Origin of the sequence: Clostridium sp. JS66 (assembly GCF_033561535.1) — a bacterium.
Classification (GTDB): Bacteria; Bacillota; Clostridia; order Clostridiales; family Clostridiaceae; genus Clostridium_AM; species Clostridium_AM carboxidivorans.
The window spans coordinates 1,262,605-1,280,473 of record NZ_CP131467.1; the positions used below are offsets into that span (position 1 = coordinate 1,262,605).

Consider the following 17,869-nt stretch of genomic DNA (forward strand, 5'->3'; position numbering starts at 1 on the left):
AATGATATGAAGGAAAAAGGTTTAATATTTGATATACAAAGTTTTTCTGTACATGATGGGCCAGGTTGTAGAACCAGTGTATTTTTTACAGGGTGTCCACTTCAGTGTAAATGGTGTGCCAATCCAGAAAGTTGGATTAAGAAAAAACATATTATGGTTGCAGAAAATGTATGCAAATGGAAAAGTGGCTGCCGTGCATGTATAAATGTATGTTCGTATAGTTCAATTAAATTTAATGAGAATGGCAGGTTGGGAATCTCCTGGGATACTTGTGAAAAATGTGAAACTTTTGATTGTGTTAATATCTGTCCCAATAATGCTTTGAAGCAGTGTGTTAAGGAATATACAGTAGATGAACTTATGACAATTTTAAAACGTGATTTCAATAATTGGGGTCCTGATGGAGGAGTAACCTTTACAGGAGGAGATCCTCTAATGCATCATGAATTTTTGGTGGAAGTACTTAAAAAATGTTATGATAGCCAGATTCATAAAGCAATTGAAACCAGTGGATATGCAAAACAGGAAGTTTTTTTAGAAGTATTAAAGCACATTGATTTTGCATTTATTGATGTGAAAAATATGGATAGAGAAAAGCATAAGCAAGGAACTGGAGTTTATAATGATTTAATACTTTCAAATATTGAAGCACTTAAAAAGTCCAACTGGAATGGAAGACTTGTTTTAAGACAACCCACTATAGCAGGATATAATGACAGTGATGAAAATGCATACAAGCTAATTGAATATATGAATAAAAATTCTCTATATGAGATCAACATTTTGAAATTCCACAGATTAGGAGAAACAAAGTGGAATCAATTGGGGAAAGAATACGAATATAGTAAATATGGAGATGTGACAAATGAAAAAATGGAACATCTTCAGCAGTTATATTTAGATAATAATATAGCTTGCTATATAGGTGATAACACGCCCTTTTAATCTTATATTTTAATAGAGCTGGAGATGAGGTAAGTCTTTCTCCAGCTCAAATTATCTTAATACCTATATTGAAAATATTTTGTACCTAACAAACTTATCTAAAGTAAGATAAAATAAATTATATAAGGATATGTAAGTATTACCATGGTTTCCAGGCTTAGATTTGCCTAAAAACATGGTAAAAGGAATGAATTTGGTGAAAATTACAATTTTATATTAGTATGAAACTATATTTAAGGAATCAATATACTCACATAGTATTTTTTTTAGATCTAGTATATCTTTCATTTCATAGTATCCAGATTTTTTATATATATAATTTACTGCATTAATAGCTCCCAAGGAAAAAGCTTTTCTGGAAAAGGATTCATGGCTTATTTCTATTTGGTCGTATTCTCCAACTATAAGTAACTTATGTTTTCCTACTATGTTGCCAGCGCGTATAGCATCAATAGGAATAACCTTATTATTTACTCCTGCAGCTTGAAGTCCATGTTTAATCTCATTTGATAATTTTAATGCTGTACCTGAAGGTGAATCTTTTTTGTTTTTATGATGCATTTCTATAATTTGAAAATCATAACTGTTTAGTATAGTTGCTGCAATATTACTTAGTAACATCATTACATTTACACCTAGAGTAATATTAGGTGCATAAACTATACCGTTCTTAAATTTATAGGATATATGTTGAAGAGTATTGATGTTCTCTTCAGTAAAACCAGTAGTACCAATGACCATATTTATTTTCATTTTTGATAATGTAACAGCATTTTTCAAAGTTGCTGCAGGAGTTGAAAAATCTATGAACACGTCAGGCTTAGTTTTAAAAATTATGCTTTCTAGTTCATTAGAAGTACTTATTTTTATGTTTGTATTACTATTTTCAAGTAACTTTCCTAAGTCCATTCCTTTTTTTGTGCTTTTTGGACTGCAAACTGCAGCTACAATTTGCATATTATTTTGTCCTAAAATTCCATTTGCGATATGTTGTCCTGTTTTGCCTAAACCTATTAGACCTACTTTAATCATATTATTTCCTCCTTTTTCTTACCATGACATCAAAACTTTTAGATATGAAAATATTGAGTAAAAATCATTTCTAAGTATTGATTTACATATTTTTTAAAAGTAACAACTTTATTATATCATACAAGTTGTTACTTGTCATTAATAGTTAATTATCTCTATATTGTTTAAAATACTGAATATTTATGATTTTGTGTAAATTAATGCTAAAATAAAGTTTTTAATTATTATAGATTGAAAAAAACTAAAATGTGAAAAAAGCTTAAATTAGTAGTATAAAGCTTTTTTAAAAATTATTATTATGGTATTATATTTTATGGAATTACACTGATTATGTATATGTAAAAATGTTTTAATTTCAATTTAGTGGTGAATTTTTATCGTTTTAAATGAAATTGGATTATTAGTGTATCAAATTAGTGAATATTAATATTTTTTTAATAGAATATTATTGGGAGGAGGATTTACTTTAAGATATAATATATTTTAAAGTATAATTTAAAATGTCATCGGAATACATAAAAAAACCAGTTTATCAAAAAATAGCAATTGATATAGCGAACAGAATATTATCTGGTGATTTTTCTGTAGGAGACAAACTTCATGGAAGATCATCTCTTTCAAGTTATTACAATGTTTCGCCTGAAACTATTAGAAGAGCAATTATTCTTTTAAATGACATGGATATAGTGGAAGTAATAAGAGGTAGTGGAATTATTATTAAATCAGTGGATAATTGTGTAAAGTTTATAGATAAATTTAAAGATATAGATTCTATAAATTTATCTAGGAAAGAAATATTAGATTTAATAAATCAAAAAAAATTGTTAGAGGAAAAAATTGAAGGAAAAATTGATGAACTTATAGATTATTCTAATAGATTTATTAATACTAATCCCTTCATGCCTTTTGAGTTTAAAATATATAAAGGACTTAGTATTATAGGAAACACTATATCCGAAAGTAAGTTTTGGCAAAATACAGGTGCTACTATAGTAGGAATAAGAAGAAAAAGCAATTTAATACTTTCACCAGGACCTAATGCTGCATTCCAAGAAGGAGATACTTTGTTGGTAATAGGTGAAGAAGATGTTTATGGAAAAATTAAGAAATTTATTTATGAAGATAATAAATAATTGAGAATAATACAATAAAATTTAAAAATAGAAGTTGACAATCTATATTTGTGTTGTTATAATTTAAAACATAAATTGAATATAAATTTCGCACTTATCAAGAGTGGTGGAGGGACTGGCCCGATGAAACCCAGCAACCAGTATCATTTTTTTAATGGTATATTGGTGCTAACTCCTGCGGCGTAAGCTGAGAGATGAGAGGTTAAATTAAGAGTAATAGCTCGAGGTTTTTCCTCGGGCTTTAATTTTTGTCTTAAGAAGGTTATACAAGACATATAGTTTTTGTAACTACTATGATTTAACTAATCACAGTTATAACGAATTAAAGTAATAAATTTCTAGAAGAAAGGAAAGGGCCAATGATTAAATTAGTAGATGTAAATAAAAGTTTTTCTGGCAACCAAGTGCTTAAAGATATAAATTTACATGTAAAAAAAGGCGACATTGTAGGTATTGTAGGACATAGTGGAGCTGGAAAGTCTACACTTTTAAGGTGTTTGAATGCTTTGGAAACTTATGATAGTGGAAGCGTAACTATTATGGGGAATGAATTAAAAGAATTAAGTGAAAAAGAAGTAAAGACTATGAGAAAAAGGTTGGGTATGATATTTCAGAATTTTAACCTGCTAAATAGAAAAAATGTATTTGATAATATAGCACTTCCCTTAGAAGTATGGAATTTTGATAAAGCTTATATAGAAAAAAAAGTAACCAATTTAGTTAAGTTAGTAGGACTTGAAGATAAAATTCATAGTATGCCTAAAGATTTAAGTGGTGGACAAAAACAAAGGGTTGGTATAGCAAGAGCATTAGCTTTAGATCCAGAAATATTATTATGTGATGAAGCTACATCAGCATTAGATCCGAATACTACAAAATCCATATTAGAACTTATAAAGAAAATAAATGAAGAATTAAATATTACAGTGGTTTTAGTTACACATCAAATGGAAGTAGTTAAAGAAATATGTAATAGGGTTGCACTTATGGAAAAGGGAGAAATAAAAGGTGAAGGTACTGTAGAAGAGTTGTTCTTAAAACCAGATAAGGATTTACAGAAGCTATTAGGTGAAAATGAAGTACTTCCTGAAAGTGGAGTGAATATAAAAATATTTTTTCCCAAAGAGTACAGTCAGCAGTGTATTATAACTTCAATAGCTAGAGAACTTGATATAGATTTTTCTATAGTATGGGGAAAGCTTGAAAAGTTCAGAGACAATGTTTTGGGATCACTTGTTATAAATACAAATGAACAATACAAAGAAAATATATGCAAATTCTTGGATTCAAAGTCTATAATTTGGGAGGTGATTGAAAATGATGATTAATGAAATATTACTTCCAGCATTATTGGAAACAGTACAAATGGTTTTAATATCTACTTTTTTAGCAGTGGCTATAGGATTTATACCAGCAATTATACTTGTATTAACAGATGAAAGTGGATTGAAACCTAATAAAGTTGTGTATAAGACATTGGATTTTATAATAAATACTTTACGTTCCTTCCCATTTTTAATATTGATGATTTCTATATTTCCACTGACAAAATTAATAGTTGGGACAAGTATAGGAACAAATGCAGCTATAGTTCCTTTGACAATAGCAGCAGCACCGTTTGCAGCTAGAGTAATAGAATCTTCTATGAAGGAAGTAGACAATGGTGTAATAGAAGCAGCGAAATCCTTTGGATCAAGCAACTGGCAAATAATATATAAAGTAATACTAAAGGAAGCATTTCCTTCTATAATATTAGGAATAACTTTAACAGTTATTAGTGTAGTTGGTTATTCTGCTATGGCAGGAGCTATTGGCGGAGGGGGCCTCGGAAATGTAGCTATTAACTATGGATACTATAGATTTAAAACAGATATAATGATTTACACTGTTGTAATCTTAATAGTACTTGTTCAGGTTTTTCAAAGTTTAGGTACATTTATTTATAGAAAATTAAGTAAATAACATTATTTTAAATAACAAAATAAAAATATAATTAAGCGGGGGTAATAAAAATGAAAAAGAAAAAAATAATATCTTTAATACTATCATCACTTGTTGTTTTATCATTAGCAGGCTGTGGTGCTAAAAGTGGAGATGCTTCAAGCAGCACAAGCAAGGATAAAAAAGTAATAAAAGTAGGTGCTACACCAGTACCACATGCGGAAATATTAAAACAAGTAAAACCAATACTACAAAAAGAAGGTTATGATCTTCAAATTGTTGAATTTACAGACTATGTAACACCAAATACTTCTTTAAATGAAGGACAGTTAGATGCAAATTTTTATCAACACGTACCTTACTTAGAACAGTTTAATAAAGAAAAACATACTGAGTTATCTTATACTGTAAAAGTTCATCTTGAACCAATGGGAGTATATTCAAATAAGGTTAAAAAGATAGCTGATATAAAAGATGGTGCAGAAATTGCTATACCTAATGATCCAACAAATGGATCTAGAGCTTTAAAAGTACTTCAAAATGCAGGACTTATTAAAGTAAAAGATGGTGAACTTATTTCAAAAGCAGATATAACTGAAAATAAGAAAAATATCAAAATAAAAGAATTAGATGCACCTCAACTTCCAAGAGTTTTAGGTGATGTAGATGCAGCTGTTATAAATGCAAATTATGCTCTTCAAGCAAATTTAAATCCTACAAAGGATGCTATTGCTATAGAACCAAAGGATTCACCATATGCTAATGTACTTGCAGTAAGAACTAAGGATAAGGATAAAGATTCTATAAAAGCTTTATCTAAAGCACTTAATTCACCAGAAATCAAAAAGTTCATAGAAGAAAAATATAAAGGAAGTATAATTCCATCATTTTAATATTTAGGTTTAGGGGGCTGATGCACTAATTAGTGTGTTAGCCTCTTTATTTATCTTTAAATTTATGTAAGAATATATTTTAGAGGTGAAACTATGTTTTCAGATATAAAGTTTAATAAAGAAGTACCTGTATATATACAAATTAAGGATTATATTAAGGAAATGATACTTGGAGGCATGCTCCAAAGTGGAGAAAAGCTGCCTTCTACAAGAGAAATGTCATCTATTATGAAAGTAAGTAGAAATACTATTATATATGCTTATGAGTTTTTGGAGGATGAGGGATTTATATCTATTAAAAAAGGAAAAGGTGCATTTGTATGTGAAATTCATGTAGAAATGCAGGAAAAGTGGAATGTAAATTGGAACACCTTGATAAATGATTATGCAAGAGCTTCTGAAAGCCTTGATATTGTAAAACATGAGGCTAAGTGGAAAAAAGGAATGATATCCTTTAAAAGCATAGCACCAGATGAAAATCTTTTTGATGTGGAAGAATTTAAAAAAGCTTTTTTAAATCGTATGTCTATAGAAGGTGAAAAAATATTAAATTATGGGTATGCTCAAGGTTATAGACCATTGATTAATTATCTTCTTAAATATATGAAAAATAAAGGAGTTAATATAAAAGGCAAGGATATATTAATAACCAATGGTTTTACTGAAGGTTTTGATATAATATTATCATCTCTTACAAAGACAAATGATAAAGTACTTTGCGAAAATCCTACACACAATACAGCAATAAAAATAATGAAGCTTCATGGATTAACTATTGAAGGCGTGGATATGGATATTGATGGGATAAGTATAAAAAAACTAGAGAAAAAACTTGAAAAGGATAAATTCGCACTTTCTTATTTTATTCCATCCTATCATAATCCTACAGGGATTGTAATGTCACCAGAAAAAAGAGTTAAGCTTTATAAATTATTGAAAAAGTACAATATTCCAATAATAGAAGATGGATTTAATGAAGAACTTAGATATACAGGAGCACATGTTGCTCCAATAGCAGCATTGTGTGGAGAAGGAAATAGTGTAATATATATAGGAAGCTTTTCAAAAGTACTTTTTCCGGGTATAAGAGTTGGATGGATTTTAGGTGATGAAAATATTATCGGATATTTAGAAAGTGTGAAAAGAAGTAGAAATATTCATACCTCATTTTTGGATCAAGCTGTGTTCTACGATTACTTACAGGGTGGAAATTTTGAAAAGTATATAAAAAAAGCTAGAAAAGTCTATAGAGAAAAATATGAATTTGCAATTGAATGTGCCAAAAAGTATATTTCTACAGGTCAGGTTATGGGAGAAGGAGGATTGCATATATTCATAAAAATTGATGGAATTAACGCTAGAAAATTATTAGATAGATGTTGTAATAAGGGTATCATATTTACACCAGGGGATATTTTTTATACAGATAGTAAAGGCTTTGATACATTTAGATTAGGATTTTCCAGAGTAACAAAAGAGGAAATAAAAATAGGATTTAAAATAATTGGCAGTGAAGTTGAAAACTTAATGAAAGAAATTGGGGGAGAAGAAAATGTTTAGTGAAAATTATAGAATTAAAGAGGAAACAGATTGGGAAGGAAGAATTGATAGTGAAACTAATTTTGATGCATTTAGATGGCATCAATGGGTTAAAAGTATTGATTTAAGGAAAGAGGATTTGACTCCTTTTACTGGAAAGTTAGGTTTTGCTTTTATTGGTTTTTGTTGTGATGAAGGAATTAAACGAAATAAAGGCAGAGTTGGAGCTGTTAATGGACCTAAAAGTATTAGAAAAGAATTAAGTGGGTTGCCTTGTGCTTTTGCAAAGGATGTTGAACTTTTCGATGCAGGAGATGTATTTTGTGATGGTATAAGTTTAGAGGAAAGTCAAAATTTGCTTTCGGAAGCAGTGTCAAAAATATTATCCTTAAATCTTTTTCCTATAGTTTTAGGTGGAGGGCACGAGGTTGCCTTTGGACATTATAATGGAATATTAAACAGCTTATTAAAAAGTGAGAATAAACCTAATATAGGAATTATAAATTTTGACGCTCATTTTGATATTAGACCTTATGAAAATGGAGGAACTTCAGGAACTATGTTTAGGCAAATATCAGATATTTGTAAGGAAAAGGAGTTAAAATATAATTACTTTTGTATTGGAATTCAAAAGCACAGTAATACTGTAGAGTTGTTTAAAACTGCAGATAAGCTTAACGTAGACTATGTTTTGGCAAAGGATATTTCAGGAAACAATATATTTGATCAATTAGATAAGTTGGATAATTTTATGAAGGATCAAGAACACATTTATATAACTGTATGTTCAGATGTATTTTCTTCTGCTTTTGCTCCAGGAGTAAGTGCATCACAGTCATTAGGATTAGATCCTGAAATAGTGTTAAAGTTCATTAAACATATTTTAAAATCAAATAAAGTAATAAGCTTTGATATAGCTGAAGTATCCCCAAGATTTGATCAAGATAATAATACTGCAAATTTAGCAGCAGTTATAATATTTTCAGTAGTTACAGCTTTAGCTAAGATCAATAATTTATCATATTATTAATACAAAAGTTATATTTAATTTTATAGTTCAAAATAAAAATAGCACAATATATTAAAACTTCAATATATTGTGCTAAAGCTATTCTTATAAGTAAAGTATAGAAAAAACTAAGAGTTACTTGAAACTACACTAAATTTTTTTATATAAAGTCTATAGCCTATTTCTTCAAATAAAGTAAATAGACTTGTAGTTATGAAGTATAGTCCGAGTGCTATTGGAGCTTTTATAGTTATTAGTATACTGAATATACTGGTTATAATTAAACTTGTTTTAGAAAGTTTAACTTCCTTTAACACTTTGAAATAATCCAAATTAGTAATAAGCTGTGGGCATATAGAAATTAAACCATATATAATTGGAACAATGTAGTAACTATCACATAGTTTAATACTTGAAACCCAAGGTAGAATAATTGTGCCAACTTGCACTGGCATTTTCATCACTACATTATACAAAGTGAAAAGTATTGGCAGCTGTATAAAGGTAACTAGACATCCTAAAGTACTTTTAGCAAGCTGCTGTTCATATTTAACAGTTTCTTCTTTAATTCTTTTTTCATTATTCTTATACTTACTTTTTATATCCTGAATCTTTTGTGAGATTCTCTGCTGATTATACATTTCAGATTTTTGTTTTATGGAAAATGGAACAAGTATTATCCTTACTAATATAGTTAAAAAAATTATGGAAATACCCCAATCTCCAGTGAAATTGAAAATACTACTTAATATTTGGTTGAAAAGGTTAAAAATAATGTTCATTAAAATCTCTCCTTGTTTATTGATTAAAAGATAAGTTTTAGTGAAACAATATTTTTAAAATGCACACAAAATCTCCAAATATTATATTTTTCAAAAACTGAATAATCTTCTATATGTAGTTTTTTAATGTATTTAACAGCTTTTGTATTAATAGCTGCACAAATATCTATATAAATATGCTTTGTGTATTTTTTATAAGAGTATATTATATATGAGAATATACTTGAAATACAAATAAACAAAAATACAATTTGCATTAAGTTTAAAACATTTAATCTCATTGCTACTATCTCCTTAAGTAGTATTATTAACTATTTGAATTATATCATTGAAATTTTAATAAAGCAAGCATATTTGTTAAAATTTTACTAAGAAGTTTAAGTACTATGTGACATATAGTTTTAGTTAATTGATATTTTATTTAAAAACTCATCAAAATACTTATAAAATTCTTCTTTGTTTCCTAAATGAACATTGTGATCAGGATGGGACATTTCATGTACAAGGCAGTTTGAAATTAAAGATTGCATTTTTATAAAATCATTATCTGGTATTGCTTCATGACTTTTAGATCTAATTAACAATACTGGACAATTTATATTTGGTAATAGATGAAACCAATCTTCATAATGAGCAATAATGGCAGCTACAGCTTGAGAATTGAACATCATTTCATATCCTTCTATAGATTCTACTAAACTATTCATAAAATACTGGTACTCCAAATTTGAACTAGCAGCTTGCTTAATAAAGTTCATTGCTTCATTTAGTGTAGCAAATGGTAGAGGCCAGTCTTTTGTAAAAGGATCAATAAGCTCACTTTTATCTAAGCATAATTGGTTAGATTCTTCAGGTTTAGATGAAGAAATATCAAGCAGGGATAATGCTTTTACAAACTTAGGATATAATGCTGTTAAATAACCGGCCACTCGTCCACCCATTGAATGACCTACTAAAATAACTGAATCTATTTTTAAAAAATTTATTAGTTGAATGATGTCTTCAGCCATTTTTTCAGGTGTATATTCCTCTGAAATTATAGATTTACTACTTAATCCATGTCCTCTTTGGTCTGGTGCAATAATTCTATATTGTTTTCCATAATGATTTATGAAATCATACCAGGTTTCTGCTCTTCCGTATCTTCCATGAAGACAAAGAATAGTTGTACCTTCAGTTTTAGTATCTAAATAGAACATATCAATGTTCTTCAATTTGGCCATATTCCTATAAATTTTTACTTTTTCCATGTTACTTCTCCTTCATCTATTTTGATTTTATTAAATCCAGAATGTTTATACTTCTAGATGTTGTAATAAAATAACTTTATATAATACCAAATGGTTTTATATCAAATAGTTTTATATCAAACTATTTGATTAAAAAAATTAAAAATTATTTTTTATTTTTATTAATGTATTAATCAAATCCTCCTTTTCATTTTCTGAAATGTCTTTGTATACTGTAGATAATAAGTCTTTTGAGATTGAATCAAACATAGTTTTTAATCCTTTACCTTTTTCAGTTAAAGTTACGAACACTACACGATTATCATCAATATCCCTTGTCTTTTCTACATATCCTTGTTGTATCAACTTATTTACAAGTACAGTTACTGTTGATTTGTCTTTTTGAATCTTCTCTGAAAGTTCTTTCATTGTTAATTTTTCACTTTTTAACAGTGCAAAAAGAATATCTCCATGAGACGGTACAAGTCCTTTTACTCCCCAGCTATCCATCTCATTTGTAATAAATTTATTTGCACTATCTCTTATTTTTGAAATTAATGATATTATATCTGTTGATTGCATGTTTTAATTATAGTTTTATATAAAACTATTGTCAAATAATTGTTTATATATACATAAACAATATCTATATTTGCTAAAACTTTACTTAAAAGTTTAAGTAGTATGTGATACAAGGTACAGTAGTGGTAGTTTGAATATTAGCGATTATTAATGAATGTTAAAATGGGTACCTTTTTTAGTAAAACAATACGAATGAAAATTAGAGGGGATTATTATACTTTTGTAGAAGTTTAATATAAAAGGAGATGATATTATGGCATCATTAGAAATGAGAGGTTCTTTTGATTTAAATACAGAAACAATAGACAACCAAGTAACAAAAACCTCACCTGGAAATTATGCTTTAGGACATATTAATAAAGCGAATAATCATTTTATAGTTGAATATGTTGGAAGAGCTGACTCTGATTTGAATGGAAGGCTTAAACAACATGTTGGAGAGAAGTATAAAAAATTTAAATATAGCTATGCTGACTCACCTAAAGCAGCGTTTCAAGAAGAATGTAGAGATTATCATGAGTTTGGTGAAAATCAGAAACTTGACAATAAAATTCATCCAGATAAATCAGAAGATACATTTTGGAAGTGCCCTTATTGTGATATATGTAATTAATAATATTGTGAAGAAGAAGTCTTTTTTATTATCAACACCTAATTGAAAAAAATATTAATACTATTTAGTTTATACAAATTATATATGTATAATTTGTAAGCAATATAAAGCCCAGCAAATTAACTTGCCGGGCTTTATTTGCAATTTACGAAAGTGATATTTCATTGTCGGCAGCCTCTGCTAAGGATAATCTTGAATGAATATTCTAAATCTGCTGAAGCTTGTCAGTAATAATCCGTGAAATCACATAATAATAATTTGTTTTCTGCATCTATCACTGAAGATATTAATCCAGTATCATAGAATCTATAAAATATTCCTGAAAATCTTTTCTTTTTGATAACTCTATATATGTGGTTTTATTAATAATATCTACTGCATTCTCTCTTATTTGTTTTGATAGCAAATATATTTTAGCTCCACCACCTGCACAGTTGCCAACAGATTCAATCTTACCCTTGAGCTCTTTGGGTATCATGCCTATGGTAGCAGAACTTTCTATATCCATATAATTACCAAATCCACCGCCAATGTATACTTTTTCTATTTCATTAAAGTTTATGTTCTTTTCTTTTAAAAGTATTTTGATGCCAGCACATACAGCAGCCTTTGCCAATTGAACTTCTCGTACATCCTTTTGTGTAAAGGTAATAATTTCATCATGTATACTATTTTGTACTAGAATAAACTGTCTCATATTATCTATCTCAACAATCCTATTCTGATAATCCGTGTTTTCCACTTCGTCCGCGCAAGCCATTCTACCTGATTCATCTAATATTCCAAACTTCACAAATTGTGCCACAGCATCCAACACTCCTGAGCCGCATATTCCACAGGGTTTTTCATTTCCTATTGTTTCATATATTTTATCCCTTGATAAATCAACTTTGCTTATAGCTCCTTTTATGGCACCAATTCCATGCTTAATATTTGTACCTTCAAAAGCTGGTCCAGCAGCCGTAGAGCAAGTTACTACTTCGTTTTTATTACCCAGCGCAATTTCTCCATTGGTTCCAAGGTCTAACAATAATGAATATTTTTCTGAATTTAACATACCACAGGATAATATACCAGCAGTTATATCACTTCCTACAAAAGCTGATATACCAGGAAGTAAGCTTATCATGCCTTTAGCCTTAATTCCAATCTCCTTAGCTTCAAGCTCCAGTGCCTTTGTAACCATTGGAATATATGGTGACATAGTTATATTTTTACATGGAAGTCCAAGTAGTAGGTGAATCATAATAGTGTTTCCAACAATAACTATATCATATATGTTATCTTTACTTATGTTATTTTTTTTACATAACAGTTCTATCATATCATTAAGCTGATTTACAATATTATCCTTCAATATATCTAATCCCTTTGGATTCTCAATAGTAAAATTTATTCTTGAAACTACATCAGCCCCATAACTTATCTGGCTATTAACTCTTGAATCTATATCCATTACTTTCCCATCATTTAGATTTAATAAATAGATTACTATAGTAGTTGTGCCTATATCTACAGCCAGTCCATAGTTTTGATGTAAACAATTACCATTTTCTAAATGTAAAAGACGATTATTATAAAGTGATGCGGTAACATTAAAATCAGATCCTCTTAACAAATCACTTATTTGAGGTAAATATTGTAAACCAATGAGTAAATCATCATTTTCACAAGCATCACTTAACCTTCTATAATCATCTCGTTGATCATTAATGGATGGTTTCTCAATTGCTAAATATTTTTTCTTCACTACAGTATCTAGAGTATATTGCTGTTCTGTACCATTTATTAATACTTCCATATCTTTATTCTTTTCTAAAAGTACTATTTCTAAATCTTCATTTATAGTCAAATTACAGGATAACCTAAATCCACTTTCTAACTCTTCTTTAGTTAAATGCTTTATATCGAGTGGAGTAGGTTCAGGTAATCCTTTTACTACTTTAACTTTACATTTTCCACAAATTCCTTTTCCATTGCAGGGACTATCTATAAATATTTTGTTATCCATTAATATATTAAATAAATTCTCACCTGGTTTAACCTTTATGACGTCTTTACCATTTTGTGAATTAGTAATAAGTTGAAATTTTTTATTGGAAATATTCATATAATTCCCCCTATGAAATATTTTTCTTTAAGTATAATTATATTCTACTTGAATATACATAATTTAAGTTTTGGAATATAGTAGTTCCCTATACATTGGACAATAAAGTGAGACTCGTGTTTGATCTTGTAACAAACGAATAACTCTCATTAAGAAAAAATACAAAAAACATTTTGGATTAATTTATTTTTAATATTGATCCAAAATGTTTTTTATTTACAACAAAAATGTTTTGGCCTAGTTATGTACCTTAAAACATTTTTTTACTCATTTCATCTATTGCATTACTTACTGTCTCATATACATTTGGGAAATACCCCTTAGGTAAACCTGCAGTTAGGCATGGAATAAAGTATTTCTTTCCATTAGCTTTGCAAGCTTCTTCTACATGTTTGGTACAATTTTCAGGTGTCCAATCCGGAAAGTCAATCAAACCGCTGTGGAGACCTCCCATAAAGGATATTTTTTCACCATATTTCTTGATCATTTCAGGAATGTTATTAGTATTCATAACGCCTTGCCAGATATCGATGCCCATTTCGATCATATATGGAACTAGGTTAGCGGCATAAGAATCGCTGTGGTGAACAATCAATTCAACACCATTGGCTCTATAGTAACCATAGATTTTTTTATAAGCTGGAAGAAAGAACTCTTCGAACATTTCAGGAGATACAAAAGAGTTTTTTTGGCTACCCCAGTCATCATGATGGAAAATACAATCTGGGTGAAGTTTTTCAACTATCACTTTTGCAGCATCTAACTCATACTGCGTAATGGCATCAATTAACTCATGCATAGCTTCAGGCTCTTCATATAAACCCATTAATGCATCTTCCATACCCATAAGATGATGTGTCATTTCAAAGACACCTGGGGCATAGAAAGGTGAGACAAATTCCTCGTTACGGTCAACAGAATTAGCATGAGCAACAGCGGCAGCCCAAGCTTCATCGGAAGTGTCGATTTCAGGAATTTTAACGTATTTCTTCCATTCAGTAACATCTTTTAAAACTCTGTGTTCGTCATCATGCACAGGGAACGCACCAAGTTGACCTTCTGGCCATTGCCATGTTATTCCCCAATTGTCTTTCCAAGTACAACCGTATTTAGATCCACTTCCCAAAGGCATTTCCAGAATCATATTTAAAAATTCATATTGATTAACAAAACGATCCGGATTTCCACCTTTAATAGTTTCGAGTAAATTCTGTCTTTTAGTTAACATATATCAATACCTCCCCTTATATTATTTATGATATATCTATGCTGTTGCCAATTCTTTAGCCTTAATTGCAGCACTACCTGCATCAGGCGTATATGCATCTGCCCCTATTGAAGCCGCAAATTCAGCTGTTACAGGAGCACCACCAACCATTATATTGAATCCTTTTAATCCACTTTTTCTTAAAGTCTCAACTGTTTTCTTCAAAGCTGGCATTGTTGTAGTAAGAAGTGCTGAACATACTACTATTTTTACATTTTCATTTGTCTTAACTGCTTCAACAAATTTAGCATCAGGTACGTCTACACCAAGGTCTACTATTTTGAATCCAGTACTTTCAATCATCATTGAAACCAAATTTTTTCCAATATCATGTAAATCGCCTGCCACTGTTCCAATAATACATGTTCCTAAAGAAGATGAAGAACCACTTGCAAGATGAGGTTTAAGCACTTCTACACCTTTTGCCATTGCTTTTGCTGCTATTAGCATTTCAGGTACGAATAGTTCTCCTGTTGAGAACTTATCGCCTACAACACCCATTGAGTCGATCATAGCTTGAAGTATATCTTCTGCTTTGCTTCCCTCATCTAGTGCTTCCTGCACCAATCCTTTAATAAGTTTAGTTTTACCTTTCTCTACATTAGCTTTTACTTCTTCAATTTTAGACATTATCTTTTCCTCCTTATTATTTTATATAATTATTTCTTTTTACCAAATATTCCTTCTCTGTATGCTCTAATATATTCCATGCAGTACTCGTCTTCACCTAATAGTGCTTCTGTTGCAAACAACATCCCTATTAAATCCTGATTTAGTGGATCAAGGATAAAGCTGTCCATTCCTGCATTCATAGCCAATACTGCAAATGCCTGATTGACAATTTTCCTAGCTGGAATATTAAAGGAGATATTACTAACGGCTCCAACAACATGAATAGTAGGATACAATTCTTTAATTTTTTTCATAACTTCGGTTACCATGGTGATCCCATCTTCTGATGTACATAGCATTTCAATCAAGGGATCAATATGCATCCTAGATGGATCAATGTTGTATTCCTTTGCTTTTGCCATTAAATCTGCAAATACATCCAAACGATCTTTAGCAGTTTTAGGGATTCCTTTGTCGCTGTTCAAAAGAGCAACACATTCCCATTTTGTATCAGCGATTGCAGGAAATGCCACGTCAATCTTGTCCCCTTCCATTGATACGGAATTGAAAAGGCCTGGTTTCTTACAGTATTTCATGGCTTCTACGCATGTATGAACGTTAGGGCTGTCCACTGCAATGGGAACATCGGTTGCATCCTGTACGATGTCTATAAGCCATTTCATTGTTTCCAGTTCGATTCCATCATCCACTGAAGCACAAACATCAATAAAATCTGCACCTGCTTCTGCTTGCTTTATTGCAAGATTTCTTATAAATTCTGCATCCTTTGCTGCAATGGCTTTAGCCGTGGAAGGAATCGCTCCATTAATTTTTTCACCAATTACTATCATAATATACACCCCTTTTTTAAACATTTACTTTAAGTTACAATCATATCAATTAGTACTACAACACTTTAAATTTCTTTGATTTGTACTTTATTTTTTCATTCTTATATCACCCATTGTACACATAGTTAATAGAAATAACACAACATTCAGAAAAATCAGATTGGGTGCTTTTACAATGTTTTTGCATATGATATTTTCATCATCCTACACCGAAAAAAGTCATGTTAAACATTTACATTAGGGCAGTGTAACCTCTCAGCTGTTCACAACATTTAATTGACCATAATTAGGATATGTATCTGTTGCATCAATTGAAAGGATATACCATAATCTCTAATTCTCCTGACTGAATTTATACATTTTTTATTATTGTATAAGTAACAGAAGAACCAGCAGAAAACGTTGTAATTTACCAACCATTTGATATAATTACATTATAGCAAATGGAAATTTTTAATTCTATTTGCAGAATGTAGATTTTTTAAGAATAATTTATACAAAATGTATAAATTAGAGGTGCTTATGAAATTAAATGAGTTAAGCAAAGAACATCCTTTTGAAATCTGATATAAATCCTTTTATTAGAAAGCTGCTGCAGGAACAAGATCAAAAAATAGCAATTTGGTTTAATATAAGCATAAACGCCCGTAATAACATAGATATTTCTCATATGTTTTTTTATAATAAAAATATGTAAAATTTAAACATAGTATAGTAGAATATGATTAGTGATATTGACTAAGATTTTTGCAAGATTGGAGTGAATTGATTATGAAAAAAATTGAAGAAAAAACTTTGTATAAAGGGAAATGGTTGGCATTAAAGCAAACAACCTATAAGAGTAAAAGTGGAGAAACTGTAAAGTGGGAAAGTATAGAAAGGACTAATACTAGTAAAACTGTGGTCATAATACCTAAACTTGTTCCATCAAACAGATATTTAATGATAAAACAATATCGTCCAGCTATAAATAATTATATTTTAGGATTTCCAGCAGGATTAGTAGAAGGTGAAGATTTAGAAAAGGAGGCTTTAAGAGAACTTAAAGAAGAAACAGGATATGTAGGAAAAATAAAAACTATAAGTCCTGAATTATATTCAAATGCAGCACTATTGACGGATACTGTGCGTGTAGCTAATGCAGAAATTGATGAGACAATAGAAGAAAATTTAAATCCTAAACAACATCTTGAATCAGAAGAGGAAATAGAAGTTGTTTTGGTAAATAAAAATAATTTAAAAAACTTTTTATTAGAGGAACAGGCAAAAGGTACAGCTGTAGCTATGGGAACATGGTATATATTTTGTGAAGGCTGTAATTTATAAGGTTT

17 protein-coding genes and 1 riboswitch are annotated in these 17,869 nt (G+C 29.6%); of the genes, 9 read left to right on the forward strand and 8 right to left on the reverse strand.

All coding sequences use genetic code 11. The features are described 5' to 3' along the window. Positions 1–6 precede the first annotated feature (6 nt). Positions 7–945 carry a 4-hydroxyphenylacetate decarboxylase activase gene (gene hpdA / locus Q6H37_RS06020; RefSeq protein ID WP_318740010.1) on the forward strand — a complete coding sequence of 313 codons (939 nt, stop codon included), beginning with the start codon at positions 7–9 and terminating at the stop codon, positions 943–945. A 216-nt stretch (positions 946–1,161) separates the two neighbouring features. Here the strand turns inward: hpdA and dapB are convergent, their stop codons facing one another. After that, positions 1,162–1,977 carry a 4-hydroxy-tetrahydrodipicolinate reductase gene (gene dapB, locus Q6H37_RS06025; RefSeq protein ID WP_318740012.1) on the reverse strand — a complete coding sequence of 272 codons (816 nt, stop codon included), beginning with the start codon at positions 1,975–1,977 and terminating at the stop codon, positions 1,162–1,164. A gap of 500 nt (positions 1,978–2,477) precedes the next feature. Between dapB and Q6H37_RS06030 the strand changes: the two genes are divergently transcribed. From Q6H37_RS06030 to hutG, 6 genes are all read left to right on the forward strand, one after another. Beyond that, positions 2,478–3,110 (forward strand): TrkA C-terminal domain-containing protein, encoded by a 633-nt coding sequence (locus Q6H37_RS06030; protein WP_318740014.1) that lies wholly within the window; start codon positions 2,478–2,480, stop codon positions 3,108–3,110. A gap of 91 nt (positions 3,111–3,201) precedes the next feature. Beyond that, positions 3,202–3,311, forward strand: a riboswitch (SAM riboswitch). Between the two features lie 158 nt (positions 3,312–3,469). Beyond that, positions 3,470–4,438 (forward strand): methionine ABC transporter ATP-binding protein, encoded by a 969-nt coding sequence (locus Q6H37_RS06035; RefSeq protein ID WP_318740016.1) that lies wholly within the window; start codon positions 3,470–3,472, stop codon positions 4,436–4,438. Beyond that, positions 4,431–5,072, forward strand: a complete 642-nt coding sequence (locus Q6H37_RS06040; protein ID WP_318742924.1) for a methionine ABC transporter permease — start codon at positions 4,431–4,433, stop codon at positions 5,070–5,072. The genes Q6H37_RS06035 and Q6H37_RS06040 overlap by 8 nt, the downstream gene beginning before the upstream one ends. A 50-nt stretch (positions 5,073–5,122) precedes the next feature. Beyond that, positions 5,123–5,944 carry a MetQ/NlpA family ABC transporter substrate-binding protein gene (locus Q6H37_RS06045; protein ID WP_318740018.1) on the forward strand — a complete coding sequence of 274 codons (822 nt, stop codon included), beginning with the start codon at positions 5,123–5,125 and terminating at the stop codon, positions 5,942–5,944. Positions 5,945–6,037: 93 nt separating this feature from the next. After that, positions 6,038–7,504 (forward strand): PLP-dependent aminotransferase family protein, encoded by a 1,467-nt coding sequence (locus Q6H37_RS06050; RefSeq protein WP_318740020.1) that lies wholly within the window; start codon positions 6,038–6,040, stop codon positions 7,502–7,504. After that, positions 7,497–8,513, forward strand: coding sequence for a formimidoylglutamase (gene hutG / locus Q6H37_RS06055; RefSeq protein ID WP_318740022.1), 1,017 nt, complete (start codon positions 7,497–7,499; stop codon positions 8,511–8,513). The genes Q6H37_RS06050 and hutG overlap by 8 nt, the downstream gene beginning before the upstream one ends. Before the next feature lie 107 nt (positions 8,514–8,620). Here hutG and Q6H37_RS06060 read toward each other — a convergent pair whose 3' ends face one another. The 3 genes from Q6H37_RS06060 to Q6H37_RS06070 all read right to left on the reverse strand — a co-directional run bounded on the left by Q6H37_RS06060 (position 8,621) and on the right by Q6H37_RS06070 (position 11,085). After that, positions 8,621–9,274 carry a YidC/Oxa1 family membrane protein insertase gene (locus tag Q6H37_RS06060; protein WP_318740024.1) on the reverse strand — a complete coding sequence of 218 codons (654 nt, stop codon included), beginning with the start codon at positions 9,272–9,274 and terminating at the stop codon, positions 8,621–8,623. A gap of 401 nt (positions 9,275–9,675) precedes the next feature. Beyond that, positions 9,676–10,524: an alpha/beta hydrolase gene (locus tag Q6H37_RS06065; protein ID WP_318740026.1), complete on the reverse strand. Its 849-nt coding sequence runs from the start codon at positions 10,522–10,524 to the stop codon at positions 9,676–9,678. Positions 10,525–10,662: 138 nt separating this feature from the next. After that, positions 10,663–11,085 (reverse strand): MarR family winged helix-turn-helix transcriptional regulator, encoded by a 423-nt coding sequence (locus Q6H37_RS06070; protein WP_318740028.1) that lies wholly within the window; start codon positions 11,083–11,085, stop codon positions 10,663–10,665. A gap of 253 nt (positions 11,086–11,338) precedes the next feature. Here Q6H37_RS06070 and Q6H37_RS06075 point away from each other — a divergent pair, with 253 nt between their 5' ends. After that, positions 11,339–11,698 carry a hypothetical protein gene (locus tag Q6H37_RS06075; RefSeq protein ID WP_318740030.1) on the forward strand — a complete coding sequence of 120 codons (360 nt, stop codon included), beginning with the start codon at positions 11,339–11,341 and terminating at the stop codon, positions 11,696–11,698. A 286-nt stretch (positions 11,699–11,984) separates the two neighbouring features. Here the strand turns inward: Q6H37_RS06075 and Q6H37_RS06080 are convergent, their stop codons facing one another. The 4 genes from Q6H37_RS06080 to Q6H37_RS06095 form a co-directional block, all read right to left on the reverse strand. Then, complete coding sequence (locus Q6H37_RS06080) at positions 11,985–13,808, reverse strand: ASKHA domain-containing protein (RefSeq protein WP_318740032.1); 1,824 nt, start codon at positions 13,806–13,808, stop codon at positions 11,985–11,987. A 250-nt stretch (positions 13,809–14,058) separates the two neighbouring features. After that, positions 14,059–15,036 (reverse strand): uroporphyrinogen decarboxylase family protein, encoded by a 978-nt coding sequence (locus Q6H37_RS06085; RefSeq protein WP_318740034.1) that lies wholly within the window; start codon positions 15,034–15,036, stop codon positions 14,059–14,061. Positions 15,037–15,072: 36 nt separating this feature from the next. Further along, complete coding sequence (locus tag Q6H37_RS06090) at positions 15,073–15,705, reverse strand: corrinoid protein (RefSeq protein WP_318740036.1); 633 nt, start codon at positions 15,703–15,705, stop codon at positions 15,073–15,075. A gap of 29 nt (positions 15,706–15,734) precedes the next feature. Beyond that, positions 15,735–16,538, reverse strand: a complete 804-nt coding sequence (locus Q6H37_RS06095; protein WP_318740038.1) for a methyltetrahydrofolate cobalamin methyltransferase — start codon at positions 16,536–16,538, stop codon at positions 15,735–15,737. Between the two features lie 771 nt (positions 16,539–17,309). On the opposite strand from Q6H37_RS06095, the gene Q6H37_RS06100 reads away from it, so the two are divergent. Then, positions 17,310–17,864: an NUDIX hydrolase gene (locus tag Q6H37_RS06100; RefSeq protein ID WP_318740040.1), complete on the forward strand. Its 555-nt coding sequence runs from the start codon at positions 17,310–17,312 to the stop codon at positions 17,862–17,864. Positions 17,865–17,869: the final 5 nt, after the last annotated feature.